Below are 13568 nucleotides of genomic sequence, written 5' to 3'. Positions count from 1 at the left end.
GCGCGCATTGGCCCAGCGATCCTATTCGGATGGCCTGACGATGCTCTACCGCTATAAAGCGCTCAGCCGCACGGGCGTCAGCTTGTCGGGTGAGATGGAAGCAGTCAGTCGAGCGACGGTCCTCGAGGACCTGCATCAGCTCGGCCATTTTCCGATCGAGGTCAAAGAACTCGCTCAGACGGCGGGCGGCAATGCGCGCGGGGCATCGTCGATCTTCTCCGGGCTGCCGTCGTCCCGGCAGATCACGCACTTTACGCGCGAGCTGGCGATGCTCCTCAAGGCGGGATTGCCGCTCGATCAGGCATTGGGATTTCTCGAACGCGACGCCGGGTCGAAAGCACTGTCTCGACTGGTCGGCCGCGTCGGCGACGCCGTCAGCAGCGGCAAAAGTCTGTGCGAAGCTTTGGAGATGCAAGGCGAGGCGTTCCCGCCGATTTACTCCCGAATGGTGCGCGTCGCTGAGGCGAGCGGCACGCTGGAGACGGTTCTCGAGCGCATCGCGCATGGCCGCGAGAAGGCCCAAAAGCTCAAAAGCATGGCCATCTCTGAAGTGCTCTATCCATGCCTGCTGATCGTCATGGCCATCGCCGCCGTGACCATCATGCTGACGTTCGTCGTCCCGCGCTTCAAGGACATGATCGGCAACGCCGGCACCGAAATTCCCGAGCAGGCGCGCTTTGTGATCGGCGCCTCCGACTGGCTTCTCGCGAACTGGGAATATTTGCTGGCGAGCATCGGCGGTGTTGTGATCCTTGCGATCGTTGCCTGGCCGAAGATCCGCGGCAACGTCCAGATGCTGCTGATGCGCCTCCCGCTCGTCGGCACCGTTCTGCAAATGAATTTGACGATCCGTTTCTGCCGCACGCTCGGCATGCTGCTCGAAAACGGCGTCGATCTTCCCGCGGCGATGAAGCTCGTGGGGGGCGTTATCGGCAATAAGCTCGCCGCCGAGGCGCTCGATCAATCCTACGACGCGCTGCGCAAGGGCCGCAGCTTTCTCGAACCGCTATCGCAATCGGGGCTGTTCCCGCCGGTTCTGATCAACATGCTCCGCGTCGGCGAAGAGACGGGAAACTTGGCGTCGTCGTTGCTCCACATGTCGGAGGTATTCGAAGAGAAGTTGGAGCGCACGGTCGAGCGTACGTTCACGATTTTCGAGCCGATGATCATTCTGGTCGTCAGCGGCGTCATCGCATTCATCATCGTCTCGATATTGAGCGCGGTTATCAGCATCAACGACTTGGCAATGTAATAGAAAGCGGACGACCGATGAGTGCCGAAGAAATCATACGAAACCTGCGCAACCTGAAACGCCGCCGCAAAGCGTCGCCCGATAACGTGCGCGCCAGCGAAGCCGGATTCACGCTGATCGAACTTCTGGTCGTGATGGTGATCCTTGTTCTGCTGGCAAGTCTCGTTGCGCCACGCGTCATTGGCTATCTCGGCAGCTCGCGGACGAAATCCGCAAAAGTGCAGATCGAAAGCCTGAGCACATCACTCGAACTCTACAAGCTCGACACGGGTAGGTATCCCGACGCGCGCGAGGGACTGAACGCGCTCGTGCAGCGCCCGGGCGACGTGCCGGGCTGGAACGGCCCGTATCTGAAGAAAGACAAGGTGCCCCCCGATCCGTGGGGTCAGCCGTACATCTATCGCTATCCCGGAAAACACGGGCCATTCGATATTCTGACGCTCGGCGCCGACAAGAAAGAAGGCGGACAAGGTGAGGACCAGGACGTTGCGAGCTGGCAATAGGCAGAGAAGCGCAAGCGGCAGCGCCGGCTTTACGCTGATGGAGGTGCTGGCGGTGATGCTGATCATCGCCATGACCGCTGCTGCGATCGCGACTTTGTATCGTTCGCCATCCGGTAGCGCGCAGATCAAGACCGCCGCGCTGCTGGCGGCCTCGCGCCTTCGCGACTTGCGCGCCAATGCGATGACTTCAGGCAACGAGAGGGTCGCAACCATCCACCTTGATGCGCGCGCGATGGAGTTCAGCGATGGCAGCGCGCCGATCTCTTTTTCGCGCGCGATGAAAATGGACGTGACGGCCGCCGACGGCGAGATCCGCTCTCCCACGGTAACGGGTGTTCGCTTCTACCCGAACGGCAGCTCGACCGGCGCAACGATAAATCTGGAAATGGAAGGGCGGGGTTATGAAATCCGCGTCAACTGGCTCACCGGCCGCGTGTCGACAGGCGCACTCAACTAACGCGCCTCAGGCCGCGACGGAGGCGGGCTTCACATTGTTTGAGACGCTGACGGCAATGTTGGTGATGTCGATCGGGCTCGTCAGCTTGTTCGAAGCCCATTCGCGCGCTTTACGAACTGCGGGCGTCGCGGAGGACTACGCGCGCGCGAGAATTTTCGCGCAAGGATTGCTCGCCGATACGATCGCAAGCTGGAGCGGCCGAGTCTTTTCGAAGTCCGGAAACGCCGATGGATTTGCCTGGACGATCGATGTCGCATCGGAAGGCGCTTCCTGGGCCAACGTCGCCATGCACGACAATTGGAAACTTCGGCGCGTGCGTGTGGTCGTCAGTTGGGCCGGCGGCCGTCAATTCGAGCTCGATACACTGAAACTCGGGCGCACCAATGGATAGCAACGCGACAGCGATGGCATCTCCGCGTCGGGACAGCGGCTTCACGCTCATCGAATTGCTCGTGAGCTTGACGATTTTGACTGGCGTCCTGGCGATTCTGAGTTCCACGCTGAGAACGCTGTCCCAACATTGGAATGCCAATGCGAACCGGCTTGAGCGGATCGAGATGGTTGCGCGCGCGTTCGATATTTTTCAACGCGACGTTTCCGGTCTTCAGCGCCTTATCGTGACGAACGACAACAAGCAGCGGTTCCTTTTCACGGGAACGCCAAACCGTCTTTCGTTCGTAACGATCGAGCCGCCCTACCCGACCGTGCCCGGCCCCTATTTCATCGACTACTCCATCGCCCCCAATGGGCCGTCGGTCGATCTCGTCAGGGCTCGCGCCCCGTACGTGACGAACATGCAAGCCTTTCCTGGCGCGACTCCGGCAAATCGCGTGTCGCTGATGCAGGGCCCGTTCAAATACCAGTTCTCGTACGCCCTAAAAGAAAAGCCGGATGCGGCGTGGACTCCGACCTGGCGCCAGCAGAATAAATTGCCTGGCGTCATCCGGCTGGAAATCATCGATCTCGCCAATGGTGGGTACGCGTCGCAACCATTTGTTGCCGCACTTCGAACCGACGCGGAGATCAGCTGCATAGGGGAAGGTTCAAGTGAGTGCAGCCCAAAGACCGGCGGCGAGTTGACCCGGATCGGCGATCAGAGCGCCGCTCTTGGAACAGCAGGGAGGTAGGCGGTGGAGCGCGGTGACGCACAGAATTCGCCTGCTCGCGACGCCGCCATGAACGGTGGCCGCGAAGCGGGCTTTGTGCTGCTCGTCGTCCTCTGGGTTCTGACTTCGGCGGTCATTCTCGTCGCATCCTTCAACGCCGCCGCGCGTAGCGGCGCCTCCTCCGCGATTTCCGAAATCGGGTTGACGAGATCGGAAGCCCTGCTCGATGCCGGGTTGGAGATTGCAGCAGCGCATTTGATCGATGAGGACGAAAACCGCCGTTGGCCGGGGAACGGCGCGACCCATTCAATGACGTTCGCCGGCGCCGATCTGGAAATCACGGTGCGGGACGCCAGCAGTCTGATCGATCTCAACAAGAGCGATGAGAAGCTGTTGCGGTCCTTCTTCGCCAAACTGACGAATTCCACGGAGAAGGCCGCGCATTATACCAACATCATTCTGGACGCGCGCGACGCGGCCTCTGGCGAGAAGAGGAAACGCCGCGACCAGTCAGAGTCAGATGATGACAACGAGCAGTCGTCCACGTCGCACATCGCCTTCATAGACGTCGCGCAGCTGGGCCGTACCCAAGGCATCGACCGCGACGTCTTCGAAAAAGCCGCGCCGTTCCTGACTGTATTCAGCCGCAGCGGCATGATCTACCCGCAGTCGGCACCGATGACGGTTCTTGAAGCGATCCCCGATATCAGCCGGGCGGACATCGAGAAGATCAAGTATGCGGACAAATCCGCCTTTGATGATTTGATCAACAAGAGCCACTCATATGTGTCTGAAGAGAGTGGCCCGGCCTACGTCGTCACCGTTCGCGCGCATCGGCCGGATGATACCTATAGCGCCGTCAGGACTTTCGTGATTGCGACAGGGCTCGATCCACGAGCTCCCTACAGGCTGTTGGCAAAGTTGCCGACAACGAGCATTGCTGCGGAGAAAACCCGGTGAAAATGGAAGCAGTCAATAGAGGCCGAATTCGCGAGGCTTACTCGTGGTGGCTCCGCGAGCTGAGCAAGCTTCTGACGCCCAAGCGGATGAGCGAGCGGCCGTGGCGCACGATGCTGTTCCATACGCCCGCGGGTTTGGAAATATTGACGAAGACCGGTAGCCAGATAACCAACCTCGGCGTTCTGAGGAGCGATGCTTCCGCCGAAGAAATTGCAGCGATCAGACGATCACTGTTGCAAAGGGCTGCGCAAGAATCGAAGCAGGTCCTGCTTCGCTTGTCGCCAACCGATGTCGTCCGAAGAACCATCCAGGTGCCGAAAGCCGCCGCTGATTTGATGGATTCGGTCGTCGAGAACAAGATCGAAACGATCGTTGCGTGGCCGCAGGAAGATACGCGCTACAGCTACCGCGTCATCGGCGCGGATCCGGGGTCTCCCACGCAAATAAATACCGAAATTGTCGCGACGACGAAGAAGATTGTCGACACGGCGCTAGATGCCGCGAGAACGGTAGGGCTATCTCCCGGCGCCGTCGACTTCGCACCCGCGCCGGACGCAGCATCGATCGTCGAACTGGCGCACCTCGAGGCCGACCCGGTCAGCAAGATGGCGGGCAGGCTTCATGTCGGGCTCTGCGCGCTTGCCCTCTGCAGCGTGGCGATTTGCATGTTCGGCATCTACCAACTCTCGGACCTCAACGATCAGTATGGCGATATGGAATCGAAAATAATCGGGGTGACGTCCCGGGTTGACGAAGTCAAACGCCTCAACGACGAAAATACCAAATTGAAAGACCAGCGCGAGCGCCTCGCAAAGCAGAAGATCGATTTTCCTCCGGTCATGACTTTGATCGAAGCGTTGAGTCGCTCGCTTCCCGACACGGCCTATCTCGACGAGTTCGAGATCCACGACAACGAAGCCCGCATCGTCGGAAAATCCGCCGATCCAACGGGATTGATCGGCCTGCTCGAAAGCACGCCTGAATTCGAGGACGTACGCTTTGCCGCGCCGACGACGCGCGAGGACGGCCAAACCCTGGGGACATTTTCGATTGTCGCAAAGCTCCGGGGCGTGGCGCATACGGAGAGCAGCCAATGACGATGCCATCATCGGGTTTTTCACGCGCATCTCTGGCACTCGCCGTACTGGCGATCGTGCTGACGGCCCTCGGCGCGCTCGCCGCAGCGCCTTTTTTGCAAACGAGAAAGCTTGAGGCGGCGATTGCGGAAAAGCAGCGGCGTCTCCCCGAATTGCGCGCGCAGATCGCTCACGAAAGCGAGTTGAAGAAAGAGCATGCCGATCTCGCCGCGCTCGGGCAGGACAAGAGTCTACTGCTTGAAGGCGACAAGACGGGCGTTGCCGGCGCAAACTTGCAGAGCCTGGTCAACGGGCTTGTTACCGCGAACGGCGGCACGGCCTCGAGCATCCAGATTTTGCCGCCGAAAGAGGATGGCAATCTCATGCGGATTTCGGTGAGCTTGTCGATCAACGTCGGCACCGATGGGCTCCGCGATATCGTGCATAGTCTGGAGACGGGCACGCCGCTGATATTTATCGACGACATCGTTGTCCGCGGGATCCACGAAGACTTCCGCCCGACCGAGCCGCACTATCTCGGCCCGCTCGAAGTTACGCTGCAAGTGAGCGGCTTCGCCGTTCAGAACGGATCATCCTGATATGATGGAAAAGTATCGTCCGGCTCTGCTGATTTTGGTCTCTCTTGTGCTCGGCGCCCTGACTTGGCTCGATAACCGCGCCGTGCCGGTCCCGGAAGCGACGGCGCCAGCCGTCACGGCTGAGACTGCTGCCGCGGAAACACCTGAAGCGACGACCGAGCCGGAGGAAAGCGCCGAGCCGGAGGAGGACGTCGCATCCGAGGAGCCCCCGACGAGCGGAAATCCTCTGGCGTCCTTCGATAAGGCGTCGTTGGAAAATTGGGTGGAGCGACCGCTGTTTGCGCCAAGCCGCAAGCGCCCGCCGGCGCAAGCTGTTGCGGACGCCGGACCGAAGCTGCAGCCCCCGCCGGACTACCGGCTGCTCGGGGTCGTGCTCAATCCGCATCGTACGATCGCGCTATTGCGCCGCGAGGGGACCAACGTCGACGTTCGCGTTCAGGTCGGCGACATGATTGGCGGATGGCACGTTGCTTCTGTCGAGCGGGAAGCCGTAACGCTTCGGCGCGACGAAGACACCTCGCAGATCGTGCGCTTCAAAAAAGATTGCGCCAACGCGCCAGGCATCGCGTGTCCGTGACACGGGCTCGCGGGAACTAAACGCGATGCCTCAAGGCATCGGCGGCGGCTCCTCCCTGGGAGCGCCTGGCGTGCTTTTCGGCGGCCCTGGCGGGCTGGCGGCAGAGATCAGAATGCGCTCCACGCCCGTGGCGTTCTTTTCCGATCGCACGATCATGTAGTTCTGATTGCGGAGCAGTCTTTCGAGAATGCTCGGCAGACTGCCGGTCAGCGTCAGCGACACCTGATCGCTCGCAAGGTCCGTGCTGTTGTTGATGACTTCGATGCCATATTTCTCGTGCAGAGCCTGAAGAACCGCGCTGATCGGTGCCTTGTCGATACTGATATCGAGGCTCTGCGCCGGACTTTCACCCGCAATCGTTACGCCGTCCGCCAGCAGTGCGGACGACCCCAACAGACATGTGACGGCGGCGGCCAACGGCAAACCGCGAAGTATTCGCCGCGGAACGAGGTGAAGCGTAGGTCGGGATAGACGGCTCATCGCGAGTGTCCATGTTGGACGGAGAGCCACGCGCTCCCCACCGCTCTTCGTTCAGTAGCAGCCTTCATTGAGCATGCACTTGTCATAGCGCCAGTTGTCGAACCCCCACCGCTCATACGACCAAGCTTCCCAGCCCCGGCCCATGACCAGATTGCAGCGATACATGACGCGAAGGCACCGGTGTTGATCCCGGCAGATGGCCGGATGCCGATGCAGGCGATAAACGCCAAAACGAGGGTCCCACCCGACCATCGGACGGCAATGAAACCCATGCGCCAATTGCACGGGCGAATCTCCCGAAGACCCGGGGGACCTTGGGTCGAGCGCCAGCGGCCCAGCGAGCGCCGCCGAGGCTAGGGTCCCGGCGAAAATTGAATAAATGAGGGTCCTGAGCCGCAGTCGTCCACTCTGCTTTTGCAAATCATCCTCCCCGTGAGCGCATTTAAGCTATCACCCATGAGCTTTACAGCATGCAATGCCAAATTCGCATCGCATCCGTTGAACACTATAACGGATTCACCCCGCCGTCGCCCGATTACCACGATTCCACTTTTTATCAGCATGATTACTTCAGCAGAAAGATATCTCTATCCGGCAAATAATCCGAATAGAGATGATGCGTATAAGTCGCAAATTACATGTCCAGGAGCCGCAAAAGAATTTTGGCGATCGTAGATCCAATGTGCGTCTTCATTTGCAGCGCGGTAGATCGAGTTTCGCGCATAAACATTCCGTTCTGAGATCGTCAGAACGGTCCGGAAATTTGAGTATCCAGCTCAAGGAATGCTTTGACTGCGGAGAGCTTTCGTCTAAGTTTTTTTTAAAAAGCGGGTGAAAAATTCAACCCGAGCGGGATTGCGAATGTAACCCGCGGAGAGGAGACGTTAATGAGGGCCGTTGGTGGTGACTGGCGCTCGTCGTTACTTGCCAATTCCGAATGGGACATCTGCGATACCCAATATTGCGCTCGCAGCGGCGGTCTCTCCGCATTTCGCGATGCGATGTCGAGCGCGTTCATGCCATGGCAAATAGAATATACTGAGGAATCGGAATTCGAAGCGCGCATGGTTTGCGGGTCTTCAGAGTACGGAGCAATTGCTCGAGTTGCGATGTCGCCCGCGGTTTCAACTCGCAAAAGCGCAGAAATTGCGAAGTCGGCAAGCGATTGCTTGTACGGCAGTTACGTTATTTCCGGAGAACTGGTCGTAGAGCAGCGGGGAAGGACGACGATCGCCAGAAGAGGCGATCTCGTCCTGTACGACAGCGCTTTGCCGGTGAAACTCATAGAGGTGAGCACCGGCCTCTATGAGGATATGGCGATCCGCATCCCCAAGGAAAAACTAACCCCGGTTCGAGATCAGGATGCCGTTTTGGGGAACGTCGTCATTTCGGCCGAGCAGATGATCACTCCCTTATCCAGCGCCCTTTCGTTTCTGGCGCAAAATATGGCGGTCACGACAGCACAAGAGCTTCATGCGCTTCAGGCTACATGCGCGGCGCTTGTGCCCGTCGCGGCATTGCGGTCGTACACTGGAAGCGAACAGGCGGACGAGGTGTCGGCGACGCCCAACTACTATACGCGGGAGCTTGCGAGATTCATTGATGCCAACATTGGCGACGCGATGCTGTCGCCGCGCAGCGCAGCGCAGCATCTCGGCATTTCGGTGCGATATGTGCATAAGCAGTTCGCCGCGAAGGGCACGACATTCGGCACATATGTTACGGACAAGCGTCTTGAGTTCGTGCGCCAGGATCTGATTTGCGAAGCTTGTCGCCATCACCCAATCTTCGCAGTGGCTTACCGATGGGGCTTCAACGACCTGTCGACGTTTATAAGAGCCTTCAAGAAAAAGTTTGGATGCTCGCCCCGGGAGTACCGGCTGACATTTTTATGAACGCGATTGAAGTCCAACCGGCGTTCGCCCGGCGCCGAACTAGCGGTTAGGCGGAGTGGGCAGGTCGCGATCCACGAGCCTGTTCTTCATTCATCGTTCTACCTGCAACCGGCCCCTTCGCGGGTTATTAATGGCGGGGGAGCGCTCCAAGCTCCTGACGCCCGACATAAGTTATTGATTTATCATGCTGATTTGCGTGCTTGGCTGACCTGGAAGAGTTCGATAGGTATCCTCGGGAAAGCACTGCCTCGCGCGCACCGCTGAGTCGCGCGAAGTTCGAACCATTTTCCTCGTTTAGGAGACCACTACCCGGATGACCGCCAAGATCGAGGTCACGATCGCCGATCAAAATCCGGTCGTACGTGCAGGTCTCGACGCGCTGATCGCACGGGATGGACGCTTCACCGTCTGTGGAGTTCACTCGACCGGCGAGGGACTGATCAACGCCCTGAAGGCCAAGCCGGTCGAGATCGCCGTCGTCGGTTGGGCACTGCCTGACATGACCGGCGGTGCTGTGCTTGCCCGCGTCAAACAGGAAAAGTGGCAGACGCGGATCATCATTTACACGGGCGAGCGGTCGCACGACGTCCTGCGCAACTCTATCAAGGGAGGCGCTTGGGGCTTCGTATCGAAGACGGAAGATCCGCAGGTCTTGCTTGAAGCGGTTGTTTCCGTCGCGCGTGGCCGCTTGTCGCTGCCCTACGTCGACATCGACCTTTTGAATCACGATCCTCTCGAAGGCCTGACGGCGCGCGAGCGGGAATTGCTTGCTGCACTTGCTAATGGCTGGACCAATCTGCAGATCGCGGCGCGAACGGGAATCTCGCGTAATACGGTGAAATACCATCTCAAAAATCTGTACGACAAACTTGGCGTATCGAACCGCGCCATGGCTGTTGCACTGCACGTGTCCGTTAACCGTGATGGGCAGCAATAAAAGCGCCGGCGCACCTGCAACATAGTGCGGCGCTCCGCCTCAATGAGGTGGGTAGCAGCGGCTGCCCAACCGGGTGTTGATAGTTTTTCGTTCACACCGTCACTGTCCCCCTGCTAGTTAAGACCGACGCCCGCATCTGCGATCGGGCGGAAGGATCAGCAAAAGAATGCCGGAACGTCTCCCCTGCTGCGTCGGGGACCGTCGGCTTGGCACAACGCAGCGCGGAGGAACGCTTCTATGACTGTTACGCCTCATCTTTTCATACCCGGCCCGACGAATGTTCCTGATGCCGTTCGCATGGCAATGAACGTCCCGATGGAGGACATGCGTTCGCCGGAATTTCCGAAATTCACGCTGCCGGTATTTGAAGACCTGAAGAAGGTTTTCAAAATGAAGGATGGCCGCGTTTTCATCTTCCCGTCGTCGGGCACCGGCGCTTGGGAATCGGCAATCGAGAACACGCTCGCCGTCGGCGATAAGGTTCTGATGAGCCGTTTTGGCCAGTTCTCGCTGCTCTGGGTCGATATGGCCGAGCGGATGGGCCTCAAGGTCGAGCTTTGCGACGAAGAGTGGGGCACGGGCGTGCCGCTCGAGAAATACGCTGACATTCTCGCGAAGGACAAGAATCACGAGATTAAGGCTGTCTTCGCCACGCACAACGAAACCGCGACGGGCGTCAGCTCCGATATCGCAGGCGTCAGGAAAGCGCTCGATGCTGCCAAGCATCCGGCCCTCCTCTTCGTCGATGGCGTCTCGTCTGTCGGCTCGCTCGACATGCGTATGGGCGAATGGGGCGTCGACTGCTGCGTCTCGGGTTCGCAGAAGGGCTTCATGCTCCCGACGGGTCTCGGCATTCTCGCCGTGAGCCAGAAGGCGCTCGACGCCAACAAGACGCAGAACGGGCGTATGAACCGCTGCTTCTTCTCCTGGGAAGATATGATCAAGACGAACGATCTTGGATATTTCCCCTACACCCCGGCGACCCAGCTCATCCGTGGTCTTCGCGCGTCGCTCGACATCATCTTCGCTGAAGGTCTCGACAACGTCATCGCTCGCCACCATCGCCTGGCGACCGGCGTCCGTCACGCCGTCGATGCGTGGGGCCTGAAGCTCTGCGCGAAGGAGCCGAAGTGGCACTCGGACACCGTCTCGGCGATCCTCGTTCCGGAAGGCTTTGACAGCAACGCCGTCGTGAAGACCGCGTACTACCGCTACAACACGTCGCTCGGAGTTGGCCTCAACAAGGTTGCCGGCAAGGTCTTCCGCATCGGCCACCTGGGTGCGCTCGATGAGTTCATGATTGGCGGCGTTCTCTTCGCTGTCGAAATGGCGCTCAAGGATTCCGGCATCAACGTCAAGCTCGGTTCCGGCACCGGCGCAGCTGCGGAATACTTCAGCAAGACCGCAACGAAGTCGGCAACCGCCCCGACGCCGAAGCAAGCGAAAGCTGCCTAAGATAATCACGCCCGGCCTCCTGCGAGGCCGGGCGGTTTCGTCCGACATGGTTACCCTCATTTCCAAATAACAAACGCGAAATCCTAGGAAGGCACGCCCCCATGAGCTTCACGCTTTACCCGACCCGCAAGCAGAGACTGCAGCGCTCGTATCTCGCGGTTCCGGGTTCCAACCCGACCATGATCGATCGCGCACTGAAGAGCGCCGCTGATTACGTGTTTCTCGATTGCGAAGATGCTGTTGCCCCGCCCGAGAAGGAACAGGCGCGTAAGAACATCATCCAGGCACTGAACGATCTGGACTGGAAGGCAGCTGGCAAAAGCGTCAGCGTCCGTATCAACGGCCTCGACACGCACTACATGTACCGCGACGTCGTCGACATCGTGGAGCAGGCCGGTCACAAGCTCGACACGATCCTGATCCCGAAGGTTGGCGTTCCCGCCGACGTCTACGCGGTCGAGACCATCGTCAGCCAGATCGAAGTCGCCAAGGGCCTTCCCCACCAGATCGGCACCGAAGCCCTGATTGAAACGCCGCTCGGCATGGCCAACGTCGAAGCCATTGCATCCGCCAATAGCCGCCTCGAGTCGATGCACTTCGGCGTCGCCGACTACTCGGCCTTCAACAAGGCCCGCACCGTCGTCATCGGCGGCTTGAACCCCGACTATCCGGGCGACCAGTGGCACTTCCCGCTGTCGCGCATGACCGTCGCCTGCCGCGCCTTCGGCTTGCGTCCGATTGACGGTCCGTTCGGCGGCATCGACGATCCGGAAGGCTACAAGGCCGCCGCCCGTCGCGGCGCAGCGCTCGGCATGGAAGGCAAGTGGGCCATCCATCCTTCGCAGATCGAACTCGCCAACGAAGTGTATTCGCCGACCGCCAAGGAAGTCGAACGCGCAGAGCGCATCCTCGTCGCGCTGAAGGAAGCCGAAGCCCAAGGTAAGGGCGCAGCCTCCCTCGACGGCAAGATGATCGACGCCGCGTCCGAGAAGATGGCCCGTAACCTGCTCGTCACGGCCGCAGCCATCAAGGCGGCTGAAGCAGCGCGCGCCAAATAAGAACAAGCCCGGAAACGTCAAGAATTCCAAGGAGTCCAAGATGGACATTCATGAATACCAGGCGAAAGAACTTCTTTCGAAGTTCGGCGTGCCGATCCCCCGCGGCGGCCTCGCCTACAGCCCTGAACAGGCAACCTATCGCGCGAGCGAACTCGGCGGCGCCGTTGTCGTAAAGGCCCAGATCCATTCTGGCGCTCGCGGCAAAGCCGGTGGCGTCAAGCTCTGCCGCAACGAGCGGGAGATCGAGGAAGCGGCTGAGTTCATGCTCGGCCGGAAACTCGTCACGCACCAGACCGGTCCGGCAGGCAAGCTCGTTTCTCGCCTTTACATCGAGGAAGCGACGAACATCGATCGCGAAATCTATCTCGGTTTCGTGATGGATCGCGCTTCCGAGCGCATCGTGGTGGTTGCCTCTGCGGCAGGCGGCATGGACATCGAGGAAATCTCGGCGTCCCAGCCCGACACCATCATTCGCGTAACGGTCGATCCGGCTGTCGGCATGCAGCAGTTCCAGGCGCGGGAACTCGCGTTTGGCCTGGGAGTTGATCCCGAAATCGTCAACAAGATCGTGCCCGCGATCATGGGATGCTATCGCGCGTTCCGCGATCTCGACGCGATGATGGTGGAGATCAATCCGCTCGTCATCACCAAGGAAAAGCAGGTCGTCGCGCTCGACGCCAAGATGTCGTTCGACGAGAACGCCCTGTTCCGCCGTCCCCACATCGCTGAGCTGCGCGACAAGAGCCAGGAAGACCCGCGCGAGACCTACGCGTCCGACCGCGGATTGTCCTACGTCGGCCTCGATGGCGATATCGGCTGCATCGTGAACGGCGCCGGCCTCGCGATGGCGACGCTCGACATGATCAAGCTTGCAGGTGGCGAACCGGCAAACTTCCTCGACATCGGCGGTGGCGCTTCTCCCGAACGCGTGACGAAGTCGTTCAAGGCCGTGCTTCGCGACAAGAACGTTCGCGCGATCATGGTCAACGTCTTCGCCGGCATCAATCGCTGCGATTGGGTTGCGAAGGGTGTCGTCGACGCCGTCAAGGAACTTGAGATCACGATGCCGATCGTCGTCCGCCTCGCCGGCACGAACGTCGAGGAAGGTCGCAAGATCATCGACACGAGCGGTCTCACTGTGATCAGCGCCGATACGCTTGCGGAAGCGGCGAAAAAAGCGGTCGAAGCAGCGAAAAAATCGGCCTAGTCAGGA

Annotated in this window: 15 protein-coding genes; 14 read left to right on the top strand and 1 reads right to left on the bottom strand. The window is 59.7% G+C overall.

The genetic code is table 11. The features are described 5' to 3' along the window. The first annotated feature begins 7 nt into the window (after positions 1 to 7). The 9 genes from BM399_RS15430 to BM399_RS15390 are packed head-to-tail and all read left to right on the top strand — an operon-like array spanning position 8 to position 6530. Positions 8 to 1252 carry a type II secretion system F family protein gene (locus BM399_RS15430; protein WP_244531287.1) on the top strand — a complete coding sequence of 415 codons (1245 nt, stop codon included), beginning with the start codon at positions 8 to 10 and terminating at the stop codon, positions 1250 to 1252. 17 nt (positions 1253 to 1269) lie between these two features. Continuing rightward, positions 1270 to 1755 (top strand): type II secretion system major pseudopilin GspG, encoded by a 486-nt coding sequence (gene gspG, locus BM399_RS15425; protein ID WP_092868645.1) that lies wholly within the window; start codon positions 1270 to 1272, stop codon positions 1753 to 1755. Continuing rightward, positions 1724 to 2212, top strand: a complete 489-nt coding sequence (locus BM399_RS15420; protein WP_244531286.1) for a prepilin-type N-terminal cleavage/methylation domain-containing protein — start codon at positions 1724 to 1726, stop codon at positions 2210 to 2212. The genes gspG and BM399_RS15420 overlap by 32 nt, the downstream gene beginning before the upstream one ends. Before the next feature lie 34 nt (positions 2213 to 2246). Beyond that, entirely contained in the window at positions 2247 to 2603 is a 357-nt protein-coding gene (locus BM399_RS15415) for a type IV pilus modification PilV family protein (protein WP_143117843.1), read from the top strand. Positions 2604 to 2616: 13 nt separating this feature from the next. After that, on the top strand, positions 2617 to 3339 hold the full coding sequence (locus tag BM399_RS15410) for a prepilin-type N-terminal cleavage/methylation domain-containing protein (protein WP_092869132.1): 723 nt from the start codon (positions 2617 to 2619) through the stop codon (positions 3337 to 3339). Between the two features lie 3 nt (positions 3340 to 3342). Then, positions 3343 to 4278: a type II secretion system protein GspK gene (locus tag BM399_RS15405; protein ID WP_092868642.1), complete on the top strand. Its 936-nt coding sequence runs from the start codon at positions 3343 to 3345 to the stop codon at positions 4276 to 4278. A 2-nt stretch (positions 4279 to 4280) separates the two neighbouring features. Further along, positions 4281 to 5375 (top strand): PilN domain-containing protein, encoded by a 1095-nt coding sequence (locus tag BM399_RS15400; protein ID WP_092868641.1) that lies wholly within the window; start codon positions 4281 to 4283, stop codon positions 5373 to 5375. After that, positions 5372 to 5953 carry a type II secretion system protein GspM gene (gene gspM, locus BM399_RS15395; protein ID WP_244531285.1) on the top strand — a complete coding sequence of 194 codons (582 nt, stop codon included), beginning with the start codon at positions 5372 to 5374 and terminating at the stop codon, positions 5951 to 5953. Before BM399_RS15400 ends, gspM begins: the two co-directional genes overlap by 4 nt. A 1-nt stretch (position 5954) precedes the next feature. Next, on the top strand, positions 5955 to 6530 hold the full coding sequence (locus BM399_RS15390; RefSeq protein ID WP_092868640.1) for a hypothetical protein: 576 nt from the start codon (positions 5955 to 5957) through the stop codon (positions 6528 to 6530). 30 nt (positions 6531 to 6560) lie between these two features. On the opposite strand, the gene BM399_RS15385 is transcribed toward BM399_RS15390, so the two are convergent. Then, positions 6561 to 7010: a hypothetical protein gene (locus tag BM399_RS15385; protein WP_143117842.1), complete on the bottom strand. Its 450-nt coding sequence runs from the start codon at positions 7008 to 7010 to the stop codon at positions 6561 to 6563. Positions 7011 to 7897: 887 nt separating this feature from the next. Between BM399_RS15385 and BM399_RS15380 the strand changes: the two genes are divergently transcribed. From BM399_RS15380 to BM399_RS15360, 5 genes are all read left to right on the top strand, one after another. Then, the gene (locus BM399_RS15380) at positions 7898 to 8905 is read left to right on the top strand and encodes a helix-turn-helix domain-containing protein (protein ID WP_092868638.1); all 1008 of its coding nucleotides are present in this window, start codon (positions 7898 to 7900) and stop codon (positions 8903 to 8905) included. 313 nt (positions 8906 to 9218) lie between these two features. Then, on the top strand, positions 9219 to 9842 hold the full coding sequence (locus BM399_RS15375) for a response regulator transcription factor (RefSeq protein ID WP_092868637.1): 624 nt from the start codon (positions 9219 to 9221) through the stop codon (positions 9840 to 9842). A gap of 237 nt (positions 9843 to 10079) precedes the next feature. Next, a complete protein-coding gene (locus tag BM399_RS15370) occupies positions 10080 to 11297 on the top strand; it encodes an aminotransferase class V-fold PLP-dependent enzyme (RefSeq protein WP_092868636.1) in 1218 nt (405 codons plus the stop codon). 101 nt (positions 11298 to 11398) lie between these two features. Next, a complete protein-coding gene (locus BM399_RS15365; RefSeq protein ID WP_092868635.1) occupies positions 11399 to 12355 on the top strand; it encodes an HpcH/HpaI aldolase/citrate lyase family protein in 957 nt (318 codons plus the stop codon). Between the two features lie 40 nt (positions 12356 to 12395). Continuing rightward, positions 12396 to 13562: a malate--CoA ligase subunit beta gene (locus tag BM399_RS15360; protein WP_092868634.1), complete on the top strand. Its 1167-nt coding sequence runs from the start codon at positions 12396 to 12398 to the stop codon at positions 13560 to 13562. Positions 13563 to 13568: the final 6 nt, after the last annotated feature.

It is taken from the genome of Hyphomicrobium facile (assembly GCF_900116175.1).
Taxonomy (GTDB): domain Bacteria; phylum Pseudomonadota; class Alphaproteobacteria; order Rhizobiales; family Hyphomicrobiaceae; genus Hyphomicrobium_B; species Hyphomicrobium_B facile.
This window is presented reverse-complemented; position numbering and strand designations above follow the sequence as displayed.

What these genes read in the sequence shown, in the direction of transcription:
- BM399_RS15400 (WP_092868641.1), top strand. Translation starts at nt 4,281, where the DNA reads ATGGAAGCAGTCAATAGAGGCCGAATTCGCGAGGCTTACTCGTGGTGG.
- BM399_RS15365 (WP_092868635.1), top strand. Translation starts at nt 11,399, where the DNA reads ATGAGCTTCACGCTTTACCCGACCCGCAAGCAGAGACTGCAGCGCTCG.
- gspG (WP_092868645.1), top strand. Translation starts at nt 1,270, where the DNA reads ATGAGTGCCGAAGAAATCATACGAAACCTGCGCAACCTGAAACGCCGC.
- BM399_RS15380 (WP_092868638.1), top strand. Translation starts at nt 7,898, where the DNA reads ATGAGGGCCGTTGGTGGTGACTGGCGCTCGTCGTTACTTGCCAATTCC.
- BM399_RS15385 (WP_143117842.1), bottom strand. Translation starts at nt 7,010, where the DNA reads ATGAGCCGTCTATCCCGACCTACGCTTCACCTCGTTCCGCGGCGAATA.
- BM399_RS15375 (WP_092868637.1), top strand. Translation starts at nt 9,219, where the DNA reads ATGACCGCCAAGATCGAGGTCACGATCGCCGATCAAAATCCGGTCGTA.
- BM399_RS15410 (WP_092869132.1), top strand. Translation starts at nt 2,617, where the DNA reads ATGGCATCTCCGCGTCGGGACAGCGGCTTCACGCTCATCGAATTGCTC.
- BM399_RS15360 (WP_092868634.1), top strand. Translation starts at nt 12,396, where the DNA reads ATGGACATTCATGAATACCAGGCGAAAGAACTTCTTTCGAAGTTCGGC.
- gspM (WP_244531285.1), top strand. Translation starts at nt 5,372, where the DNA reads ATGACGATGCCATCATCGGGTTTTTCACGCGCATCTCTGGCACTCGCC.
- BM399_RS15390 (WP_092868640.1), top strand. Translation starts at nt 5,955, where the DNA reads ATGATGGAAAAGTATCGTCCGGCTCTGCTGATTTTGGTCTCTCTTGTG.
- BM399_RS15370 (WP_092868636.1), top strand. Translation starts at nt 10,080, where the DNA reads ATGACTGTTACGCCTCATCTTTTCATACCCGGCCCGACGAATGTTCCT.